The sequence below is a fragment of the Kribbella sp. NPDC050241 genome (genome assembly GCF_044459685.1).
Taxonomy (GTDB): Bacteria; Actinomycetota; Actinomycetes; order Propionibacteriales; family Kribbellaceae; genus Kribbella.
Map to the genome: position 1 here is coordinate 73,089 of NZ_JBITJE010000018.1, position 20,834 is coordinate 93,922.

General features: G+C 66.6%; 19 protein-coding genes. 11 read left to right on the top strand and 8 right to left on the bottom strand.

Annotated features, from left to right (window positions below):
• Positions 1-299: 299 nt before the first annotated feature.
• From ACIBG5_RS41620 to ACIBG5_RS41640, 5 genes are all read left to right on the top strand, one after another.
• Positions 300-2,015: a thiamine pyrophosphate-binding protein gene (locus ACIBG5_RS41620; protein ID WP_396397615.1), complete on the top strand. Its 1,716-nt coding sequence runs from the start codon at positions 300-302 to the stop codon at positions 2,013-2,015.
• Between the two features lie 12 nt (positions 2,016-2,027).
• Entirely contained in the window at positions 2,028-3,254 is a 1,227-nt protein-coding gene (gene frc / locus ACIBG5_RS41625; RefSeq protein ID WP_396397616.1) for a formyl-CoA transferase, read from the top strand.
• Positions 3,255-3,292: 38 nt separating this feature from the next.
• Entirely contained in the window at positions 3,293-5,437 is a 2,145-nt protein-coding gene (locus ACIBG5_RS41630) for an acetate--CoA ligase family protein (RefSeq protein WP_396397617.1), read from the top strand.
• A gap of 101 nt (positions 5,438-5,538) precedes the next feature.
• Positions 5,539-7,041 carry an Nramp family divalent metal transporter gene (locus ACIBG5_RS41635; protein ID WP_360451863.1) on the top strand — a complete coding sequence of 501 codons (1,503 nt, stop codon included), beginning with the start codon at positions 5,539-5,541 and terminating at the stop codon, positions 7,039-7,041.
• Positions 7,042-7,043: 2 nt separating this feature from the next.
• Entirely contained in the window at positions 7,044-7,586 is a 543-nt protein-coding gene (locus ACIBG5_RS41640) for a hypothetical protein (RefSeq protein ID WP_396397618.1), read from the top strand.
• A 73-nt stretch (positions 7,587-7,659) separates the two neighbouring features.
• On the opposite strand, the gene ACIBG5_RS41645 is transcribed toward ACIBG5_RS41640, so the two are convergent.
• The 4 genes from ACIBG5_RS41645 to ACIBG5_RS41660 all read right to left on the bottom strand — a co-directional run bounded on the left by ACIBG5_RS41645 (position 7,660) and on the right by ACIBG5_RS41660 (position 11,022).
• Positions 7,660-8,427, bottom strand: coding sequence for a GntR family transcriptional regulator (locus ACIBG5_RS41645; protein WP_396397619.1), 768 nt, complete (start codon positions 8,425-8,427; stop codon positions 7,660-7,662).
• 130 nt (positions 8,428-8,557) lie between these two features.
• Complete coding sequence (locus ACIBG5_RS41650) at positions 8,558-8,737, bottom strand: hypothetical protein (RefSeq protein ID WP_396397620.1); 180 nt, start codon at positions 8,735-8,737, stop codon at positions 8,558-8,560.
• 107 nt (positions 8,738-8,844) lie between these two features.
• On the bottom strand, positions 8,845-10,005 hold the full coding sequence (locus tag ACIBG5_RS41655; protein ID WP_396397621.1) for an NAD-dependent formate dehydrogenase: 1,161 nt from the start codon (positions 10,003-10,005) through the stop codon (positions 8,845-8,847).
• Positions 10,006-10,050: 45 nt separating this feature from the next.
• A complete protein-coding gene (locus ACIBG5_RS41660) occupies positions 10,051-11,022 on the bottom strand; it encodes a LysR family transcriptional regulator (RefSeq protein WP_360456696.1) in 972 nt (323 codons plus the stop codon).
• 198 nt (positions 11,023-11,220) lie between these two features.
• Here ACIBG5_RS41660 and ACIBG5_RS41665 point away from each other — a divergent pair, with 198 nt between their 5' ends.
• Positions 11,221-11,988, top strand: coding sequence for an alpha/beta fold hydrolase (locus ACIBG5_RS41665; protein ID WP_396397622.1), 768 nt, complete (start codon positions 11,221-11,223; stop codon positions 11,986-11,988).
• Here ACIBG5_RS41665 and ACIBG5_RS41670 read toward each other — a convergent pair.
• Both ACIBG5_RS41670 and dnaN read right to left on the bottom strand, forming a co-directional pair.
• Entirely contained in the window at positions 11,970-13,049 is a 1,080-nt protein-coding gene (locus ACIBG5_RS41670) for an acyltransferase family protein (protein WP_396397623.1), read from the bottom strand. The two genes, ACIBG5_RS41665 and ACIBG5_RS41670, sit on opposite strands and share 19 nt — an antisense overlap.
• A gap of 135 nt (positions 13,050-13,184) precedes the next feature.
• Complete coding sequence (gene dnaN, locus ACIBG5_RS41675) at positions 13,185-14,318, bottom strand: DNA polymerase III subunit beta (protein WP_396397624.1); 1,134 nt, start codon at positions 14,316-14,318, stop codon at positions 13,185-13,187.
• Positions 14,319-14,435: 117 nt separating this feature from the next.
• Between dnaN and ACIBG5_RS41680 the strand changes: the two genes are divergently transcribed.
• A complete protein-coding gene (locus tag ACIBG5_RS41680) occupies positions 14,436-15,077 on the top strand; it encodes a TetR/AcrR family transcriptional regulator C-terminal domain-containing protein (protein ID WP_396397625.1) in 642 nt (213 codons plus the stop codon).
• Here the strand turns inward: ACIBG5_RS41680 and ACIBG5_RS41685 are convergent.
• Positions 15,064-15,630 carry an AAA family ATPase gene (locus ACIBG5_RS41685; protein ID WP_396397626.1) on the bottom strand — a complete coding sequence of 189 codons (567 nt, stop codon included), beginning with the start codon at positions 15,628-15,630 and terminating at the stop codon, positions 15,064-15,066. The genes ACIBG5_RS41680 and ACIBG5_RS41685 overlap by 14 nt on opposite strands.
• 119 nt (positions 15,631-15,749) lie before the next feature.
• Here ACIBG5_RS41685 and ACIBG5_RS41690 point away from each other — a divergent pair, with 119 nt between their 5' ends.
• The 4 genes from ACIBG5_RS41690 to ACIBG5_RS41705 all read left to right on the top strand — a co-directional run bounded on the left by ACIBG5_RS41690 (position 15,750) and on the right by ACIBG5_RS41705 (position 18,039).
• Positions 15,750-16,382, top strand: coding sequence for a class I SAM-dependent methyltransferase family protein (locus tag ACIBG5_RS41690; protein WP_396397627.1), 633 nt, complete (start codon positions 15,750-15,752; stop codon positions 16,380-16,382).
• Between the two features lie 68 nt (positions 16,383-16,450).
• Positions 16,451-16,846, top strand: a complete 396-nt coding sequence (locus ACIBG5_RS41695) for a hypothetical protein (RefSeq protein ID WP_396397628.1) — start codon at positions 16,451-16,453, stop codon at positions 16,844-16,846.
• A 132-nt stretch (positions 16,847-16,978) separates the two neighbouring features.
• Entirely contained in the window at positions 16,979-17,542 is a 564-nt protein-coding gene (locus tag ACIBG5_RS41700) for a TetR/AcrR family transcriptional regulator (protein ID WP_396397630.1), read from the top strand.
• A complete protein-coding gene (locus ACIBG5_RS41705; protein WP_396397631.1) occupies positions 17,542-18,039 on the top strand; it encodes a hypothetical protein in 498 nt (165 codons plus the stop codon). Before ACIBG5_RS41700 ends, ACIBG5_RS41705 begins: the two co-directional genes overlap by 1 nt.
• A gap of 26 nt (positions 18,040-18,065) precedes the next feature.
• On the opposite strand, the gene ACIBG5_RS41710 is transcribed toward ACIBG5_RS41705, so the two are convergent.
• Positions 18,066-20,684: a tetratricopeptide repeat protein gene (locus ACIBG5_RS41710; protein WP_396397668.1), complete on the bottom strand. Its 2,619-nt coding sequence runs from the start codon at positions 20,682-20,684 to the stop codon at positions 18,066-18,068.
• Positions 20,685-20,834: the final 150 nt, after the last annotated feature.

The window sequence follows — 20,834 nt, forward strand, 5'->3', positions numbered from 1 at the left end:
CTGCGGGGCCCGGATTCGTTACGGAGCGCGTCTGCCGGGGGCTCCCACTCCTTCGTGATCGACGTCCCCGCCTCCCCAGAGCCGATTCCTCAACGCCACAAGGGTTTTCTCCAGCGCCAGCACAGCCTGACGGGTCCTGGCGAGTTCGTCGTGAATCGTCATCCCAGCCTCCTGGCGCCGAGCTCTGGACAACCACTATGGGCTGGGGTAAGACTACGACTACACCATACGGTATGCAATCTACAGACGAAGCTGTACCAACAAGCCGCACCCCGGCCCTTCCGAGGAGATGACTGCAGATGGCGCAGACAGTGTCGGAGACCCAACCAGCCGCCGACTCACCGAAGCCGGAGCCGGCGACGATCTCAGGTGGTCACCTGGTCGCCAAGGCGCTGAAGGCCGAGGGCGTCGACGTGATCTTCACCCTGTGTGGCGGTCACATCATCGACATCTACGACGGCTGTGTCGACGAGGGCATCGCCGTCGTCGACGTCCGGCACGAGCAGGTCGCCGCGCACGCCGCGGACGGCTACGCGCGAGTGACAGGTAAGCCCGGCTGCGCGGTCGTCACCGCCGGCCCCGGGACGACCGATGCCGTCACCGGTGTCGCGAACGCCTTCCGCGCCGAGAGCCCGATGCTGTTGATCGGCGGCCAGGGCGCGCTGAACCAGCACAAGATGGGATCCCTGCAGGACCTGCCGCACGTCGACATGATGACGCCGATCACCAAGTTCGCCGCGACCGTGCCGCACACAGCGCGGGCCGCCGACATGGTGTCGATGGCGTTCCGCGAGTGCTACAACGGCGCGCCCGGCCCGTCGTTCCTGGAGATCCCGCGCGACATCCTGGACAACTCGGTCCCGGTCGACTCGGCGACGGTCCCGGAGGCCGGTCACTACCGGGCCTCCACCAAGAGCATCGGCGACCCGGCGAAGGTCGAGGCGCTGGCCGACCTGCTGGCCCGGGCCGAGAAGCCCGTCGTCCTGCTGGGCAGCCAGGTCTGGACCTCCCGCGGCAGCGAGGCCGCGACCGAGTTCGCCCGTACGCTCGACATCCCGGTGTTCATGAACGGCTCGGCCCGCGGCACCCTGCCGCCCGGCGACCCGCACCACTTCCACCTGTCCCGGCGGTACGGGTTCAACAACGCCGACCTGATCCTGATCGTCGGTACGCCGTTCGACTTCCGGATGGGCTACGGCCGCCGGCTGCCGAAGAGCGCGACCGTGGTCCAGATCGACATGGACTACCGCACCGTCGGCAAGAACCGCGACATCGACCTCGGCCTGGTCGGCGACCCGGGCGCGATCCTGGCCGCCGTCACCCAGGCGGCGTCGGGCCGGGTCAGGAAGACCGACCGCAAGGCCTGGTTCGCCGAACTGCGTGCCGAGGAGGACGCGGCGTACCAGAAGCGGCTGCCGCGGCAGCTGTCCGACGCGAACCCGATCCACCCGCTGCGGCTCGCGCACGAGATCAACGAGTTCCTGACCGAGGACTCGATCTACATCGGCGACGGCGGCGACATCGTCACCTTCTCCGGTGGCGTCGTCCAGCCGAAGTCGCCCGGCCACTGGATGGACCCGGGCCCGCTCGGGACCCTCGGTGTCGGCATCCCGTTCGTCCTCGCGGCGAAGTACGCGCGGCCGGACAAGGAAGTGGTCGCACTCTTCGGTGACGGCGCGTTCTCCTTGACCGGCTGGGACTTCGAGACCCTCGTCCGCTTCAAGCTCCCGTTCGTCGGTGTCGTCGGCAACAACTCGTCGATGAACCAGATCCGCTACGGCCAGGAGGCGAAGTACGGCCACGAGCGCGGCCGGATCGGGAACACGCTCGGCGACGTGAAGTACGACGAATTCGCCAAGATGCTCGGCGGGTACGGCGAGGAGGTCCGCGACCCGAAGGAGATCGGGCCGGCCATGCAGCGAGCCCGCGAGTCCGGGCTGCCCTCGCTCATCAACGTGTGGGTCGACCCGGACGCGTATGCGCCCGGAACCATGAATCAGACCATGTACAAGTAGGGGAGGACCAGTATGAGCAAGGCCCTCGACGGGGTTCGCGTACTCGACATGACACACGTGCAGTCCGGACCGTCCTGTACTCAGCTCCTCGCCTGGCTCGGCGCCGATGTGATCAAGCTCGAGGCGCCCACCGGCGACATCACCCGCCAGCAGTTGCGCGACATCCCCGACGTCGACAGCCTCTACTTCACGATGCTCAACTGCAACAAGCGCAGCATCACGCTCAACATGAAGTCCGAGCGGGGCAAAGAGATCTTCACCGACCTGGTCAAGAACGCCGACGTCCTGGTGGAGAACTTCGCCCCCGGCGCGATCGACCGGATGGGCTTCACCTGGGACCGGCTGCAACTGATCAACCCGAAGCTGGTCTACGCCTCGATCAAAGGCTTCGGCCCCGGCCGGTACGAGGACTTCAAGGCCTACGAGGTGGTCGCCCAGGCGATGGGCGGTGCGATGAGCACCACCGGGTTCGAGGACGGCCCGCCGACCGCCACCGGCGCGCAGATCGGCGACTCCGGCACCGGCATCCACCTGGTCGCGGGCATCCTGGCCGCGCTGCTCCAGCGGACCAACACCGGCAAGGGCCAGCGGGTGAGCGTGGCGATGCAGGAGGCCGTGCTCAACCTGACCCGGGTCAAGCTGCGCGACCAGCAGCGGCTCACGCACGGTCCGCTGCCCGAGTACCCGAACGAGAACTTCGAGGACGAGGTGCCGCGGTCCGGCAACGCCTCGGGTGGCGGCCAGCCCGGCTGGGCGCTGCGGTGTGCGCCGGGCGGGCCGAACGACTACATCTACGTGATCGTCCAGCCGCCCGGCTGGGCGCCGATCGCGAACCTGATCGGCAAGCCGGAACTGGCCGACGACCCGGACTGGGCGACGCCGGCCGCGCGGCTGGACAAGCTCGACAAGATGTTCGCGCTGATCGAGCAGTGGACCGAGCAGCACACGAAGTTCGAGGTGATGGACAAGCTCAACGCCCTGAACGTGCCGTGCGGGCCGATCATGTCGACCCGTGAGCTGATCGAGGACGAGACGCTGGCCGAGCTGGGCGCCGTGGTCGAGGTGAAGCACCCGCAGCGCGGCAGCTTCAAGACCGTCGGCTGCCCGCTCAAGCTGTCCGACTCCCCGGTCCAGGTCGAGACCTCGCCGGGTCTCGGTGAGCACAACTCCGTCGTCTACGGATCGCTCGGCATCGACACCGCCGAGCTCGAGGAACTCAAGGCAGCCGGCGTCGTCTGACGCCCGACCTCTCCCCGCATCCCTGAAGGAGCGCAGGCATGACCTATGACAAGGCAGCAGTCCGGACCATCCTCGACCAGGCTCTGGCGGACGGCCGCACCTCCCTGAGCGCGCCCGAGGCCAAGCTGGTCGCGGACGCGTACGGCATCCCGACGCCGGGTGAGGGGCTGGCCACGACTGCCGAGGGAGCCGCCGGACTCGCCGCCGAGATCGGTTTCCCCGTCGTGCTGAAGATCGTCTCGCCGGACATCCTGCACAAGACCGATGCCGGTGGCGTGGTCGTCGGCGTCGACAGTGCCGAGGCAGCCAAGGCGGCGTACGAGAAGATCATCGCCAACGCCAAGGCCTACCAGGCGGACGCGGAGGTCGTCGGTGTACAGGTGCAGAAGATGCTGGTCACCGGCGGTGACGTGCAGGAGGTCATCGTCGGCGCGGTCACCGACCAGACGTTCGGCAAGGTGGTCGCGTTCGGGCTGGGTGGTGTCCTGGTCGAGGTACTCAAGGACGTCACCTTCCGGCTCGCCCCGCTGACCGGTGACGAGGCCCGGGCGATGGTCGACGGGATCGGTGCGCACGAGATGCTGAACGGCGTCCGCGGCGCGAAGCCGGTCGACAAGGATGCCGTCGCGGACCTGATCCAGCGGCTGTCGGACCTGGTCGACGACTTCCCGCAGTTCGCCGAGGTGGACCTGAACCCGGTGCTGGCCGGGCCGGACGGCGCCACCGCGGTCGACTTCCGGATCATCGTGGACGCCGAGGCCGGCAAGCCGGTCGAGCGGTACAGCCAGGAGGAGATCCTGACCGCGATGACGCGGATCATGAAGCCGCGCGCGGTGGCCGTGATCGGGGCGTCGAACGAGACCGGCAAGATCGGCAACTCGGTGATGAAGAACCTGGTCAACGGTGGGTACGCCGGGGACATCTACCCGGTCAATCCCAAGGGTGGCGAGGTCCTCGGGCTGAAGGCGTTCCCGAGCATCACCGACATCCCGGGTGACGTCGACGTCGCGGTGTTCGCGGTCCCGGCCAAGTTCGTCGCCGGTGCGCTCGAGCAGTGCGGCGAGAAGGGCGTCGCGGGCGCGATCCTGATCCCGTCCGGGTTCGCCGAGACCGGCGAGCAGGAACTGCAGGACGAGGTCGTTGCCATCGCCAAGAAACACGGCGTGCGGATTCTCGGCCCGAACATCTACGGCTACTACTACCTGCCGGAGAGCCTCTGCGCGACGTTCTGCACGCCGTACGACGTCCGCGGCAGTGTGGCGCTGTCGTCACAGTCCGGTGGCATCGGGATGGCGATCCTGGGCTTCAGCCGGTCCAGCCGGATGGGCGTCTCCGCGATCGTTGGGGTAGGCAACAAGGCCGACATCGACGAGGATGACCTCCTGACGTTCTTCGAGAGCGACGACAACACCAACCTGATCGCCATGCACCTGGAGGATCTGAAGGACGGCCGGGCGTTCGCCGAGACGGCGGCCCGGGTGTCGAAGAAGAAGCCGGTCGTCGTGCTGAAGGCCGGGCGTACGGACATGGGCGCGCGGGCCGCCAGCTCGCACACCGGCGCACTGGCCGGCAACGACAAGGTGTACGACGACATCCTGCGACAGAGCGGTGTGGTCCGGGCGCCGGGGCTGAACGAGATGCTCCAGTACGCCCGCGGCATCCCGCTGCTGCCGACGCCGAAGGGTGAGAACGTCGTCATCATCACCGGCGCGGGCGGTTCCGGCGTACTGCTCTCGGACGCCTGTGTCGACGCCGGCCTCACCCTGATGGACATCCCGGCCGACCTGGACGCGGCGTTCCGCAAGTTCATCCCGCCGTTCGGTGCCGCCGGCAACCCGGTCGACATCACCGGTGGCGAGCCGCCGTCGACGTACCGCAACACGATCGCGCTCGGGCTCTCCGACGAGCGGATCCACTCGCTCATCCTGGGCTACTGGCACACGATCGTGACGCCGCCGATGGTGTTCGCGAAGCTGGTCGCCGAGGTGGTGGAGGAGTATCGCGCCAAGGGCATCGACAAGCCGGTGGTGGCCTCACTGTCCGGTGACGTCGAGGTCGAGGAAGCAAGTCAGTACCTGTTCGACCACGGAGTGGTCGCCTACCCGTACACCACCGAGACACCGGTCCAGGTGCTCGGTGCGAAGTACCGCTGGGCCCGCAACGCCGGGCCGCTCGGTTCCTGAAAGTCCCCAACCTGTTCGGAGGAAGCCGGTGATGCTGTTGGTCAGGGGGGAGTGCACGGGGGAGCGTCAAGCCAAGCTGGCGTCGATCTAAGGAGTCCGCCTTGGACGTCACAAGCAAGACCTCAGAAGTACCAGAAGAGCCGGCGGCCTCGACGGCCGTCACCGAGAAGGTCTGGAAGGCCGGCCGGCTCGAACCGATGCCGATCCGGAAGCTTCCGGACGCACCGCCGTCCATGCACATCCTCGGTCCGACCGTGTTCCTGGTCGCGCTGGGCGTGGGCATGGGTGAGTCCTACATGTGGCCCCGCCTGGTGCTGGTGTTCGGCCCGGACATCCGCTGGTTGTTCCTGGTCGGCGTCACCCTGCAGGCATTCGTGCTGCTGGAGATGGCCCGGTACGCGATGGCGACCGGGGAGAGCATCTTCTTCGGCGCGGCGCGGGTCTTCAAACCGATGATGTGGTTCTTCTACGTCGCGGCGATCCTGATCTATATGTGGCCCGGGCATCTCTCGGCCGGGGCCGCAGCTTTCGAGGAGATCACCGGCATACCTTGGCAGGTCACCGCGTGCGTGGCTCTGGTGTTCGTCGGTGTGCTGTTCAGCCTGCTGTCGGTGATCTACAACTTCCTCGAGAAACTCCTCGGCCTGCTGATCGGTCTGCTGGTCGTCGGTACGTCGGTGATCGCGGCGATCGTGGGCAACTGGGACGATCTGGGCCAGACCCTGCAGGGCATGTTCGCGTTCGGGTTCTTCCCGGAGAAGGCACTGTCCGAGGCCTGGTTCCCGATCGTGGTCGGTTCGATCGCGTTCGCCGGCCCGTCCGGTATGCAGCAGATGTGGTACACGCTGCAGTTGCGCGACAGCGGTGCGGCGATGGGGTCGCACATCCCGAAGATCCGCGGTCTGCGGTCGGCCGACCAGGCCGAGTCGATGCCGTCGCGGGGCTTCATGTTCGACACCGAGGACCCGGCCGAGATGCAGAAGTGGAAGGGGTGGCGCAAGTGGGTCACCTTCGACGCCCTGCTGCTGTTCTGGGGCATCACCATGCTGGTCACGATCTCGTTCACCGTGCTGGCCATGTCGGCGGCCCGGACGAACCCCGACGTCGCCAGTCTGATCGAGGGCGGTGACCGCGACGCCGCGCTGTCGGCGATGTCGGACGCGTTCGCGTCGGCCGGCAGTCCGATCCTGGGCACGCTGTTCTTCGCCTTCATCGCGCTGATCGGACTGAATGCGACCCTGGGTCTGTTCGACTCGTTCTCCCGCGGTCAGGCCGACATGACGTACTACTTCGTACCGGGGGCCAAACGGTTCTCGATGTCGAAGCTGTACGCCGGGTTCCTGTGGGGCGTGATCACGTTCGGCATCCTGATCCTGCTGTTCGGTCCGGCCGACGGTCCGGCCGGCATCCTGGACATCCTCGCCTTCTTGTCCACGTTCGCGATGGGTGCCTACTGCATCGTGTTGCTCCTGGTGAACAACAAGCTGCTGCCCAAACCGATCCGGCCCGGGCCGGTGCGCAACGTGATCATCGGGTTCGGCGCGGTGTTCTATCTCGGCATGCTGTTCTACAGCCTGATCCGCTTCGGTGTGGTTGTGAGCTGACCATGACTCAGACAGCTGATCTGAAGCAGCTCGCGGAGTTCTCGGTGCCGGCCGTCTCGGTGGGTGCCGCGGCCGGAGTGATCGCCGGAGGGTTGGCCGCGTTCGTCGGCCAGCCCTTCGGCTGGGCGGTGGCGACCGGTCTCGGCCTGGGCGTCCCGCTGATGCTCTTCGGTGCCGGGTACGCCGTTCTGATGGGCATGGGCAAGATCCCCGCCGGGGTGTTCGCACCGGCGGCGGTCTACTGGGTGATCGCCTTCCCGCTCTCCCTGCTGGTGCATTCCGTCGTGACCGAATGGGTGGTGACCGGTACGCCGGGCCTGCCGCCGGAACCGTTGAAGTTCCTCGCGTTCCGGGCCTTGGTCAGTATGGGCTTCGCGATCGGCTTCCTGTGGATGCACGAGCAGATCGGGCGGCACTGGTGGCCGCACATCCTGGAACGCAACATCTATGCGCGGCGGACGGTGGAGCAGTACGCCCACCTCGCCGCCGCTCTCGAGGCACGCAAGGCCGCGACGGGGCGTGGCCGCAACAAGCGTGTTGCCTGATCCCCTCCGGGTCGCCCGCAACCACTCTCCCGTGGTTGCGGGCGACCGCCTGCCTGCGGCCGGCCGCTTGTCGCTAGCCGGCGGTCCGGCGGCGCCGAGTCCGCGGCGCCGCCGTGATCGTGTCCGCGGGAGCGTCGTCCGTCGCGGCACCGGTCTGGAGATCGTGGTAGGCCTTGCGGGTGTGTTCGGTGTGCTCGCGCATGATCTGCGCGGACTTGTCCTCGTCGCCCTCGCTGATCGCCTTCACCAGGCGCGCGTGCTCGCGCCAGGAGGCGCCACCGCGGACGGGCGCGACCGGGGTGTAGTACCAGCGGACCCGGCGATCCACCTGGCCGGCGAAGTCCACCAGGAACCTGTTGCCGGACATCTGGGTGATCAGGCTGTGCAGCTCGCCGTTGGTCCGGACCGCGCCGTCGATGTCGCCGGCGTCCTGGAGCGCCGTACCGACCTTGCACAGGTCCCTGAGCCGGGCCACGTCGTCCTTCGAAGCGTGCCGGGCCGCGAGCCGCGCGGACTCCGACTCCAGGGCGGCACGGGCCGCGAGCAACTGGTCCACCTCGTCCTCGGCGGGCACGTGCACCATCGCGCCGAAGCCCGGCCGGAGGTCCACCCAGCCCTCGTTGTTGAGCCGCTGGAGGGCCTCACGGATCGGCTGCCGGGAAACGCCGAGCATGCCGGCCAGTTCGACCTCGACCAGGTGCCGGCCGCGCTCGAGGGTCCCGTCGATGATCATCTCGGTCAGGGCCTCGTAGACGGACTCACGCAGTGGCGTCGGCCGCTTGACGTGTCGCACACCGGCCGGTTCCGCCCCCGCCCCTGGGCCTGCGCTGATGGTGGTCATGAGGTCCTTCCCGGAACTTGCGCTGACAAAGGCATGGCACTTGGTAGACAGTCTACCAAGTGCCATGCCTTAGCCGGGCCTTCGGCACCGGCGTGGCCATGGGGCCTTCCATGACCTGACATGGCGATCCTTACGCAGCCGACTCGTCGGCGTGCGGGCGGTCGTCGTGAGCGGTGCGAGCCTGGTCGCCGGTGAGCTTCGCGAGCTCGGCATCCAGGTCGACCGGGGTGTCCAGCTCCTGCTGCAGCTCCGGGGCATCCGGGAACTGCGGGCGAGCCGCCAGAGCGCCGAACCTACGGGTGAAGATCATTGGTACCCTTTCCTTGAATTCTGGCTTCTGTATACATTCAACCAGCCGTACTCACCGGATATGCCCGCGTCTCACGTGATCCCGGTTACGTACGAACGTGATGCCGCTTACACGCGGGTCGAGTACGAATGCGCTCCGGCACCGGCCAGTCGCCCACCGTCGACAATCAGGTACTCGTCGCGGATCGGCGTACCGGCGAACCACGACTCCAGGATCTCCCGGGTGCCGGCGGCGTACCGGGTCTGGGCGGACAGGGTCGAGCCGGAGATGTGCGGGGTCATGCCGTGGTGCGGCATGGTCCGCCACGGGTGGTCGGCCGGCGCGGGCTGCGGGAACCAGACGTCGCCGGCGTACCCGGCCAGTCGGCCGCTCTCGAGTGCCTTCACGATGGCGTCCCGGTCGGCGATCTTCGCCCGGGCGGTGTTGATCAGGTACGTGCCGCGCTTCATCGTGCTGAGCAGCTTCTCGCCGAACAGGCCCTCGGTCTCCGGGTGCAGCGGCGCGTTGATGGTGACCACGTCGCAGTGCGGGACCATGTCGGCCGCGCTCGGGTGGAAGGTGAGGTTGAGCTCGCGCTCGACCGACTCCGGCAGCCGGTGCCGGTCGGTGTAGTGCAGGTTCACGTCGAACGGCTTGAGCCGGCGCAGTACGGCGGTGCCGATCCGGCCGGCCGCGACCGTACCGACGTGCATGCCCTCGAGGTCGTACGAGCGGGCCACGCAGTCGGCGATGTTCCAGCCGCCGTCCAGCACCACCTGGTGCGACGGCGGGTAGTTGCGGACCAGCCCGAGGATCATCATCACCACGTGCTCGGCGACGCTGATGCTGTTGCTGTAGGTGACCTCGGCAACGGTCATGCCGTGCTTGATCGCCGCGTCCAGGTCGACATGGTCGGAGCCGATGCCGGCGGTGATCGCGAGCTTGAGATTCGGCGCCTTGGCGATCCGCTCAGGGGTCAGGTACGCCGGCCAGAACGGTTGCGAGATCACCACATCGGCGTCGGCCAGCTCCCGGTCGAGCACCGAGTCCGGGCCATCCTTGTCGGACGTGACGACCAGCGTGTGGCCCTGGCTCTCCAGGAACTCGCGCAGCCCGAGCTCGCCGGACACGCTGCCGAGCAGCTCGCCCGGTGTGAAGTCGATTGCCTTCGGCGTGGGTGCGGTCTGGCCGCCCGGGTAGCCGTTGAGGGTCGGGATGTCGTCCCGTGCGTACGATGTCGGATGGCCGTCGACAGGGTCGTCGTACAGGACGCAGATGATCTTGGCCATGATGTGGAATCTCCTTGTTTGGAAGGGACTTCCACAGTCGCCGCGTCACGGTCCGACGGTCAAAGACTTGCTCGCTATGTCGAGATAGCCAGAACCCATCAAATGCACGTTGAGTAGATCGTCGAGAGCGGTGTGTACGGCGGCCTGCCGCGCGACGTCGAGGAGCGCGCGGGCCAGCACGGGTTCGGGACTGCGGGCCGCGATCACCAGTCCGACCCGCGGCCCGTGCGCAGGACTCTTCAGCGGTACGACGCGCATGCCTTCAGGCACACCGAACATGTGCAGCCAGGCGTGGGAGATCACGGTCGACCAGTGGTTGCCGTGCAGGTGGCTGTAGAGACCGGAGACCGTGTCGCTCTCGATCGCGGGAGAGGCGGTGACGCCGTCGTCGGTGAAGTAGCCGTTCATGATCCGGCGGTTGCGCATGTCGGGGGAGAGCAGGCACAACGGCAGTGCGGCCACCTGCGCCCAGGTTGCCACCGGCAACTCACCCAGCTCGGTGTGCTGCGGGGTGAGGAGCAGGTACCGCTCCTCGTACAGCGGGGTCTTGCGGACCTGGCCCAGCGTGTCGTCGTCGAGGTAGGTCATCGCGACGTCGAGATCGAACTCGGCCAGCTTCTGGGTGATGTCGCGCGACGACAACGACTCGAGCGTGACCCGGGCGCTCGTGTGCCGCTCGCAGAACGGGGTGGTCAGCAATGAGACGACCGGCATCGCGGTCGGGATCGCGCCGAGCCGGAGTGTGCCGGTCAGACCGCCGCGCATCACCGACAACTCGTGCCGGAGCGCATCCTGCTCGGCCAGGATCCGCTGCGCCCACAGCAGCACCCGCTCGCCTTCGGGAGTGAGCCCCTCGAATCGGCGACCGCGCCGGACGATCGGTACGTCGAGCTCCTGCTCGAGCTTGCGGATCGCGGCGGACAGCGACGGCTGGGAGACGTAGCACGCGTCGGCGGCTCGGGCGAAGTGCTTCTCCCGGGCGAGGGCGACGAGGTACTCCAGCTGGCGGAGCAGCATCAGGAACCCATCGTGCGGTGGACCGCATACCAGCCGTCTGTATACATAATCCAACTGTAGTGAGGCGGGTCGGCCGCGGATAGGGCTCATGCCCGCCGCTAGTGTCCTGTGATGTGGATCACAACCGATGGGGTGTCTCTCCACGCTGTCTTCGTTCGACGGATTGGCAGGGATCCCCAACTGAGGAGGGGTGTGGTGATGGAGAAGGTCACCTCTAAGGACGGCACCGAGATCGCGTACGACACCTACGGCAGCGGGCCGGTGCTGGTGCTCGTGGCCGGCGGGTTCACCGACCGCGCGCGGTACGTGCCGGACGCCGAGGCGCTCGCGTCGACGTTCACCGTGGTGAACTACGACCGGCGTGGCCGTGGCGACTCCGGCGATGCACCGACGTACGCCGTTGAGCGCGAGTGGGAGGACCTCGATGCGGTCCGCTCGGCGACCGGGGCGCGGTTCGCCTGCGCCTACTCGTCGGGTTCGATGGTGCTGTTCCAGGCCGGACTGCCGTTCGAGAAGCAGGCGGTGATGGAGCCGCCGTTCCGGGTCGAGGGAGCGCCGCCGGCGCCGGATCGGTACATCGAACGGCTGCAGGAGTACGTCGCGGCCGGAAACCCCGGCGGTGCGGCCGAGTTGTTCATGGTCGAGGCGGTCGGCCAGCCGAAAGAGGTCGTCGATCAGATCCGGGCGACGCCGATGTGGGCCGGGCTCGAGGCGATCGCGCACACGCTCGTGTACGACGGCCTGCAGATGCGGGACAGCGCCGTACCGACCGAGCTGTTGTCGACAATCGAACTGCCGACACTTGCGCTGTACAGCAACGACAGTCCGGTGTGGCTGCAGGACTCGGTCAAGCAGACCGCCGCAGCGCTGCCGAAGGGCACGGTGGAGGGGCGTGACGGCTCGTTCCACACGCTCCCGCCGGAGACGCTGGCGCGGGTCCTGACGGATTACTTCGTGACGGCGTGAGCCGGCTCGCGACGGGCGCCGGGTAGGACGCGCTCGAGCAGCCGCTTGAGGCGGGGCGCCAGCGGTTGCTCGACCCAGTAGTGCAGGGCGGCCGCGCCCCCGACCATCGCGAGCATCGTGGCGGCGACCAGGAGGATGTGGTTCACCTGGTCGCCGAGCCGTTCGAAGACGATGAACCCGATGTGTGCGTGCACCAGGTAGAGCGGGTAGGTGAGAGCGCCGAGCACGGCGAACCACGGCCGTCCGAGCCGATGGGTCCACTTGAGCGCGACGGCCAGCATGACGGCGAAGATCACCACGATGATCGCGACGACCGCCGGCCGGTGGATCTCGGTGTGGTAGCGGATGCCGACGCGGTCGCCGAATCCGATGCCACGGTAGATCGCGTTGCCGAGCGAGACGGCGACGATCAGCAGCGTCTGCGGCGCCGGGCCGTACCGGTGGATCAGGCACAGAGCCATACCGGCGATGAAGTAGTGCGAGAACTGGGTGTTCAGCACCAGGTCGGTTGCGTGCGGCAACAGACCGGCCTGGAAGACGAAGGTGGCGGTCAGCCAGGCCCAGAGGAAGATCGTCACCCGGCGGCGGGTGATGCCGATCCAGGTCAGGAGCAGGATCATCGCGTAGAACCGCACCTCGGCCCACAGCGTCCAGTAGACGACGTCGACGTTCTCGATGTCCGGCAGCGAGTTGAACATCGTCAGGTTGGCCAGGTACTGCGGCAGCGACACGGGGAACCGGCCCTGGCTGAGCGAGACCGAAACGATCGTGGTCAGCGTGACCGCCACCCAGTACGCCGGGTAGAGCCGGACGGCCCGGGAGACGACGAAGGACCGCGGCGTGCGGTCCCAGGCGCTCAGCAGCACCACGAACCCGCTGATCGTGAAGAACAGATCGACACCGAGATAGCCGTACCGGGCCACCACGTCGGCATGGGGGAACTGCATCGCCGACAGGCCGCCGGCGTACGACGAGAACAGGTAGTGGTACGTCATCACCGAGACGGCCGCGAGGATCCGCAGCAGATCGATCTCGTGCAGCCGGGCCTTCGGCGAGTCCACAGGCGTCCTTCCAGGTGGTGGCGCGGGGCACCACCACTAGACCGCATCGACCGCCGCCGATCGTCAGTCCATAGCCTGATCCGGCGTCCTACTTACGGATGATTGCCATCGGCATCCGGTCGCGGCCGGTCGACATCAGGTCGGCAGCCGCATCGGCATCAGGATGTACGCCGAGTCGCCGGTCGGAACCTGATCGGGAGCTCGCAGACCGGTCAGGTTCGCAGGCTTCATCGGCTGGGTGAAGGCGAAATGCGCGATCGGCAGACCCAGTGAGGCGAGCGCATCGAGGAGATAGCCCGCGTTGAACCCGGTGGACACCGGATCACCAGTGACTGTTGCCTCCACCGACTCCGATGCCTGCGCCTCCTCGCCGCTCCCGGCGTCGAGAGTCGCCGTACCGTCCGCGAAGTTGATCCGCACCGGGGTGGTCCGCTCGGCCACCAGCGCGACTCGCTTCACCGCCTCGACCAGCGAGGCTGTGTCCACTTGGACGGTGCTGGTGATCGCGGACTCGGCCGGGATCAGGCTGCGAACCCTCGGGAAGTCGCCGTCGATCAGCCGGCTCGTCGCCCGCCGGCCGCCACCCTCGAACCCGATCAACCCGTCCCCTGTGCGGGTTGAACCGAGCGCGAGAGTGAGATCGTGGCCGGCCATCGCCTTGGCCACGTCGTGGAGCATCCGCGCCGGCACCAGCGCGTTCGCCTCCACGGTCGGGTCGGCCGGCTCCCACTCGATGACGCGGAGCGCCAGCCGGTACCGGTCGGTGGCCAGCAACGAGATGGTCGAACCGCGGAGCTCCACCCGGATGCCGGTGAACACCGGCAGCGTGTCGTCACGGCCGGATGCGCTCACCACCTGGGCGACGGCGCGCGCGAATGCATCTCCATCGACCACGCCGCTCGCGCCGGGCAGCTCGGGCAGCGCCGGGTACTCGTTGAGAGGGAGGGTCTGCAGCGCGAAGCGCGAACTCCCGCTGACCACCTGGACCCGGGACGCGTCGCCGCTCAGATCCACCGAGTCCCTCGGCATGCTGCGGCAGATGTCGGACAGCAGTCGACCCGACACCAGGACCCGCCCGCCGTCCGCCACCTCCGCAGGCACACTCACCTGCGCGGAGCTCTCGTAGTCGAACCCGGACAGCGTCACCTGACCGTCTGCCGCGTCCACCACCATCCCGGCCAAGATCGGCACACTCGGCCGGCTCGGCAGCCCTTTCGCCACCCATCCGACCGCCTCGGCCAGCACCTCACGAGCAACCCGAACCTTCACACCCATTCCTCCCCACGTCGAAGTACGACTCAATCACCCGGCACCGACAGTTCCTGAGACCCTCGACTTACTCTGTACACTTACGATGTAAGTGCCACGGTCGGCGAGAGGATCGGAATGGCGGTACGGCGCGAGCCACTGAACCGGGAGCGGGTCCTGCGGGCCGCGATCACGCTGGCCGACAAGGAGGGCCTGGACGCGCTGACCATGCGTCGGCTCGGCCAGGAGGTCGGCGTGGAGGCGATGTCGCTCTACAACCACGTGAAGAACAAGGACGACATCCTCGACGGCATCGTCGACCTGGTGCTGACCGACATCGACGTACCGCCCGCCGGGACGGACTGGAAGAAGGCGATGCGGCGGCGGTCGATCTCTGCGCACGAGGTGCTGGTCGCCCATCCGTGGGCAGCGATGCAGATCATGTCCCGGTACAGCATCGGTCTGGGCATGACGCGCTACCTGGACGCGACGCTCGGTCGGCTCCGCGAGGGCGGCTTCACGATCGAGGGTGCACTGGATGCCTGGCACACGCTGGACAGTCACCTCTATGGGTTCACCTTGCAGCAGCTCAACCTGCCGTTCGCCGCCGACGACGCGTCGCGGGTGTCGGCCGACGTACTCCCGGGATTGTCCGCCGAGGAGTTTCCGCATGTCGTGGAGGTGATCGGTCACGTGATGCGGTCCGGGCGGGTGGAGGACTTCGAGTACGGGCTGGATCTGATCCTGGACGGTCTGGAGGCCGGCCTCAACGGAAGCTGATCGCTTCGAGCCGGTTCGCCTGGTCGCGATCGAGGACGACGGCGGAAGCCGCGCCGGGGATGAGTTCGGCGGGGTCGGCGACTGCCTGGTCGAGGAGCTGCGGCCACCGACGGCAGTGCGTGGCCATGCTGCCCTTGCGTACGACGCGTCCGCGCGCCTGCTGGCCGTCGCGGGCGAGGTCATCGGGTACGTCGAGCAGGAGCAGGTGCACTGTCCTCCCGGTCTGGCGGGCCCTCCAGCCGATGAGGCGTCGTACCCACGGACGGGTCGCGCAGTCGTGCACGACCAGGGGACCGGTGCGCATCGCGTTCAGCACGATCGCGTAGTACGTGAGATGGAGGAGCGGCCGCCACCAGGGATAGGGGAGGACGCCGAAGACCGGCATCCAGCGATCGCGGAGGCGGCCCGAGTCGTACACGCGGTCAGAGTGTTCGGGGAACAGCCGGTCGAGGAGTGTGCTCTTGCCGGCTCCTGGAATGCCGGCGAGCACGACCACGGAGTCGCTCGGGTACGTCAGCTCCTCGGCCGTCATCGTGTCGGCGGTACCTGTCATGCTGTCGTCCCTTCGCCCGGCGGACTTTCGTCCGTCAACGGAGGTGAGACGGGCAGGGTTCCGCGATCGGCCCGTGATTGCACTGAGAACTTGATAGGAACTTCCTGAGAGGAGCGAGCATGGACTGGTCCACTTGGCATGACGAGTACGACGACCCGGGGTCGGTGCTGTCGCAGCGGTTGAAGGTCGTGCAGACACAGCTCCGGGCCGCTTTGGAGGACTGCCCTGCCGGACCGCTGCGCATCGTCAGCCTGTGCGCCGGCCAAGGCCGCGACGTACTCGAGGTCCTGGCCGACCATCCACGCCGCGGCGACGTCCATGCCCGGCTGGTCGAGCTCGACCCAGAGATCGCCGACGGCGCCGCCTCAGCCGCTCGCGCCCTCGGACTCGATCAAGTGGAGGTCCGGGCCGGCGACGCCGCTCTCGTCGATCAGTACGCCGGTATGGTCCCCGCGGACATCGTGCTGGCCTGCGGAATCTTCGGCAACATCAGCGACGAACACATCCAGCGCACGATCGCCGCCCTCCCGCAGCTGTGTCGCTCCGGAGCTCCCGTGATCTGGACCCGCCACCGCGACGACCCCGACCTGGTGCCGCAGATCTGCTCCTGGTTCGAGTCGCGCGACTTCGAACCCCTCTACCTCTCCGAACCCTCAGCCGGATTCGGCGTCGGCGTCCACCGCTACACCGGCACCCCTGAACCCCTAATCCCCGGCACCCACCTCTTCACCTTCCGCCGCTACGACCACTGACGAGCCGCCCTGACAGAAGCACCGCCTGACCCGGTCCGCTGGGAGTCTGGGCCAGGGGAGGGACTTTGATGGTCGACGGCAGTACCTCGGGGACCAGCACGTCGCGCCTGCGCTGGATCGGCGGCGCCAACCTGCCAACGCTCGGCGGCTGGCGAATCAACGCCTCGGAGTTGTTCGCTGAACTCGTCCTCGACGACAACACGTTGAAGCTCAGCCTTCGTGGGCCCCTACCCCGCCTGATCCGCGCCGAGACCCTCTCCGCCGCCCCGTCCGAGCTTTCCGAGGTCTTTCCCATCCGCTCCAGCTTCCGCTTCCGCGGCATCGGCCTCCGCCGCCCCGACGGCCGTGAGTACTACTTCAAGACAACCCAGACCGACCCAATCCTCCAAGCCCTCCAAGCCCGCGCTTTCCCGGTCTCCCCGATCGTCCGGCGACCCGCGAAGCTCTGGACGCTGAAGGCCTGAGGAGGACGGCTCGCAGATCTGTCCTGCCGTCTAATTCGCCGGCTCGAGCGGGTGCTAATGTGAACGAAACGGTTTCGTTCACTTTGGGGGTGTGGGGTGACTGGCGAGGACGGGCGTCGGGGGAGGGGTGAGGTGCGGGAGGAGGCGATTCTCGGGGCGACGTTGGGGTTGCTGGCCGAGGTCGGGTACGACCGGATGAGCATGGATGCGATCGCACTGCGCGCCCGCGCGAGCAAGGCCACCATTTATCGCCGTTGGTCGGGTAAGGCCGAACTGGTCGTGACCGCGGTCGAGCGGCATACCGGGCAGCGGATGGCCGAGCGGCCGGATCCGGGGAATCTCCGTGCTGACCTGCTGGGCACGCTGCAGGCGATGCGCGACGGATTGACCGAGCAGGACGCCGGACTGCTGCTCGGTCTGCTGACGGCGATGCATCACGACGAGGAACTGGCGCGGACCGTACGAGCGCGGATGGTCGACGACAAACGGCAAGCGTTCGACCCCGCCATCGACCGAGCGGTGGCCAGAGGTGAGTTGCCGGCCGCAATCAATCGCGCGCTGCTCGCGGAGCTCAGTTCGGCGATGCTCTTCTCGCGTGCGTTCGTCACCGGTGAGCCGCTGGACGACACGTTCCTGACCGGCCTCGTCGACGACGTACTGCTCCCACTCCTTCGCCACCAGGCAGGTGACGTCTGATGGTGACGACGGTCCTCCTCGCGCTCGTGGCCGGCTTCTTCGTCGGCAACGGGCTTCCTTACTACATGCTCGGCAGTACCGGAAAGACCAACCCGACGCCGTTCGGCCAGTCCGCAGCGGTGAACGTCGTGGTGGGTTGGGTGGCGTTCGTGGTCGCAGCGATCTGCTGGCGATATGCCCACGTGTCCGGGCACCCACTGGCCGGGTACGCCGCCGCGGCCGCCGGCCTGCTGGCCGTCGGCCTCATCCACGCGCGGAACTGGCACAACAACCCATGGCGCAATCGCCCCCTGTTCCACCGAAGAAACGCCAGCTTGATGCTGACCACCATCCTGCGAACATCGTTGTCGGACGGGGATGTTCGTCGTCACGGTGATCTGCTGGCACCTCGTCCACGTGTCCAGCCACAAGGTGTCCGGTTACGCCGCCATTGGTGTACTGGCTGTCGGTCTCATCCACGCCAGGCTCTGGCGCAACAGCGCCTGGCTCTGGCGTAAGTCTTCAGTCGAACGATGGAACCTGTTCAGCTCACCGCCCTGACCTCTCTATGGCGATTGGCCCGCATGACTCGTTCGTAGGCCTCCGAGAGATCGCGTTGCCTCATGGCACTGTCAGGTTCTTGGGTGACAAGTCGTCTCGCGATGTGCAGCCCCTTGCGGTACTGGCGCGCCGCTTCACGGTGACGCCCCTCACGGAGGGAAATGTCACCGAGACGAAGGACGCAGGTCATCAGGTCCCGCCGTGCGGGAAGATTGTCCGGCTCGCTGGCAGTCAGATCACGTGCAACCTCGTAAGCTCGGCGATAGTAGGCCTGGGCATCAGGAACCTCAGATGAACTCATCGCCAGTTCGCCTAGTTTGCTGTAAGCATCAATGAGATCACGTTGGAGAGTCGCATTCTTCGGCTCCTCAGATGCTAGGTTCACAGCAATTCGCAGAACCGTTCGGTAGTGGTCGCCCGCCTCGGTAAGGTGATCCGTCCGCGCGGCCAGGTCTCCGAGGTTCTGATAGGAGACCGAGATGTTTCGCTGACATGGTGTGCTTTCGGGTTCGTGCTCGACGAGATCCTCGACGATCCGCAAGGCCTGCCGATATCGGTTCCCCGCGTCCGGCCATTCATGTAACTCGACCGCCAGATCACCCAGGTTGTTGTATGAGTTCCACAGGTCGATTTGATAGACACTGTTTCCTGGTTCACGTGGACTAAGGGACAGTGCAATCGCCAGCGCTTTGAGGTATGGCTCTTTCGCGTCATCAGGGCGGTCGTCATTGACAGCCAGATCGCCCAGATTGTTGTAGGCATTTGAAAGGTCGCGCTGATAGATCGAATTCTCGGCATCACGGTCGATCAGCCGGAGAGCGATGTCCAATGCCTGGTTGTAGCGTCGTCTCGCCTCGTCATTGCGGCCCTCTTTGAATGCCAGATCGCCGAGGTTGTTGTAGCAGTTCGACAGCTCGTGGCCGTAGATGCTTCCGGTCGGATGTGCCCCGACGATCGCTTCGGCGATCCGCAAGGCCTCGTGATAGTTGTCGCGGGCGTCGTCATAGTCCTCCTTCTGTACCGCTAGGTCGCCAAGGCGGTTGTAGGAGTCGGACAACGCGAACTGATAGGCCTGGTTATCGGGATGGAGGTTCGCAAGCTCTCGTCGAGTCTTCAAGCTGTGGTAATAGTAGGTTTCGGCCTCGGTGGTGCGTCCGGCTTCGGCATGAAGAACGCCGAGATTGTCGTAGGAGTTTGCCAGATCGCTGCGGTAGACGAGGTTGCCGGGATCTTGGTCAACCCTCCGCTGGCACAGGTCGTGGTACTGAGTGGTGAGAACGGCCGCGTCCTTGCTTCGTGCGAACTGCCCGGCCAGGCCTCGAACCATGTCGAGGCCGGCTGCCAATGCGTCCATCTCCCGGACCGTGAGACGAGGTAAGTCTCCATTCCCGATGACAGCCAGATGAAGGCGCACCAGACCATCGAGCAGGCCAGTCGCACCCACGCGGTCTTTTGAGCCCCGCGTCTGACGTTGGCAGCGTCTTGCCAAGGTACCGTAGCGGGCTATCAATGGCGGCCTCAGGTCGTTCGCCCAGACCTTGTCGATCGTCAATCGGGCGAGCACCTCGAGCGCACGCTCGACTTGTCGATCCGACCTGAGTCGAAGAATCTTCCGGACTACATGCTTAAAACGTAACGACTCCTCGCGGAGTGACTGCGCAATCAGGACCTCGCCAAGCCGGTCAGGTTTGAGAGGATTCCAGTGGTCGTCGCCGGGATAGAGTGCGGCCAGCCAGATGTCGACTGCTCGTCGAGCAGGTCCTTTGCCAACCTCGGGTACAAGGGAGAGCAACGCGCGAGCTTCGGCGTTGTCCCTGGCGCCAGCCAAGGTAGCGAAAGCGACACATCGGCGAGCAAGATCTCCGCCGACAGGTGCCGAACCGGTCCGCCAGTACCTCTCTTCGTGGTTCAGGACGCGTTCCACCGCTGGGCGTGTGCCGTCGTGTCCGCCGTGGTCGGTCAGCGCCGTATCGAAGGCCTCGAACAGAACGTCGAGCGGCTGGGCGAAATGGTCGTCGCTGAGGTCAGGGCTTTCCTGATCGGTGGGTCTCCAAGTCTCGCCGGCGGCGCCGTGACCGAACCGAGGGAGGGCCTCCGCGAACAGCACGCTTCTCTGATCCGTCGTGAGGGCCGAGACAGGATCGGCGAGTTCGACAGATTTCTCCAACGCGCGCAACAAAGCGCCGACGGCAAGTGGTTGTTGCGCCACCGCATCGATGGCGGCGTGCAGGCCGGCTCCTCGGGTTGGCCGGCTCAGCAGAAGAACACGGACTGGGCTCATCTGATTTGCGGAGTTGCACAGGGAACTGAGCTCAGTCACGAGGTCCAGCGCTCCGCTCTCCTCGACGTAGTCGACCGCGATCAGACGCGGAAGTGGAACTGAGCTCACACCTCGGGGCTCGCGAGGCAACATGCCGGTGATCCATCCCTTCAGCGCCACGCGACGGCAGAGCTCAATGGCAAAGCGTGTCTTCCCGGCTCCGCCGGCCGCCTCGATGTAGCGAATCGAGAAACGATCCGGAGTTTCACACCATTCCAGAGCTCGTTTGAGCCCGTCATCCCGAAACATGTATGGGACGACGCCGAACTCGGCTCGAAGCATCGTCGAAGGGTGATCGAAGCGGTCATCAGGCTCGAGTCCTTCCCACGGATGGTCAAGGCATCCCTCGGAGTCAGTTACTGGCAGCGCCCTGTTCCAGAGCGCTCGATGCACCCAACTGTTCGACCGATTCTCTGCAACGACTGTCTCGGC

What these genes read in the sequence shown, in the direction of transcription:
- ACIBG5_RS41620 (WP_396397615.1), top strand. Translation starts at nt 300, where the DNA reads ATGGCGCAGACAGTGTCGGAGACCCAACCAGCCGCCGACTCACCGAAG.
- frc (WP_396397616.1), top strand. Translation starts at nt 2,028, where the DNA reads ATGAGCAAGGCCCTCGACGGGGTTCGCGTACTCGACATGACACACGTG.
- ACIBG5_RS41630 (WP_396397617.1), top strand. Translation starts at nt 3,293, where the DNA reads ATGACCTATGACAAGGCAGCAGTCCGGACCATCCTCGACCAGGCTCTG.
- ACIBG5_RS41640 (WP_396397618.1), top strand. Translation starts at nt 7,044, where the DNA reads ATGACTCAGACAGCTGATCTGAAGCAGCTCGCGGAGTTCTCGGTGCCG.
- ACIBG5_RS41645 (WP_396397619.1), bottom strand. Translation starts at nt 8,427, where the DNA reads ATGACCACCATCAGCGCAGGCCCAGGGGCGGGGGCGGAACCGGCCGGT.
- ACIBG5_RS41650 (WP_396397620.1), bottom strand. Translation starts at nt 8,737, where the DNA reads ATGATCTTCACCCGTAGGTTCGGCGCTCTGGCGGCTCGCCCGCAGTTC.
- ACIBG5_RS41655 (WP_396397621.1), bottom strand. Translation starts at nt 10,005, where the DNA reads ATGGCCAAGATCATCTGCGTCCTGTACGACGACCCTGTCGACGGCCAT.
- ACIBG5_RS41660 (WP_360456696.1), bottom strand. Translation starts at nt 11,022, where the DNA reads ATGCTGCTCCGCCAGCTGGAGTACCTCGTCGCCCTCGCCCGGGAGAAG.
- ACIBG5_RS41665 (WP_396397622.1), top strand. Translation starts at nt 11,221, where the DNA reads ATGGAGAAGGTCACCTCTAAGGACGGCACCGAGATCGCGTACGACACC.
- ACIBG5_RS41680 (WP_396397625.1), top strand. Translation starts at nt 14,436, where the DNA reads ATGGCGGTACGGCGCGAGCCACTGAACCGGGAGCGGGTCCTGCGGGCC.
- ACIBG5_RS41685 (WP_396397626.1), bottom strand. Translation starts at nt 15,630, where the DNA reads ATGACAGGTACCGCCGACACGATGACGGCCGAGGAGCTGACGTACCCG.
- ACIBG5_RS41690 (WP_396397627.1), top strand. Translation starts at nt 15,750, where the DNA reads ATGGACTGGTCCACTTGGCATGACGAGTACGACGACCCGGGGTCGGTG.
- ACIBG5_RS41695 (WP_396397628.1), top strand. Translation starts at nt 16,451, where the DNA reads ATGGTCGACGGCAGTACCTCGGGGACCAGCACGTCGCGCCTGCGCTGG.
- ACIBG5_RS41705 (WP_396397631.1), top strand. Translation starts at nt 17,542, where the DNA reads ATGGTGACGACGGTCCTCCTCGCGCTCGTGGCCGGCTTCTTCGTCGGC.
- ACIBG5_RS41710 (WP_396397668.1), bottom strand. Translation starts at nt 20,684, where the DNA reads ATGCTTCGAGCCGAGTTCGGCGTCGTCCCATACATGTTTCGGGATGAC.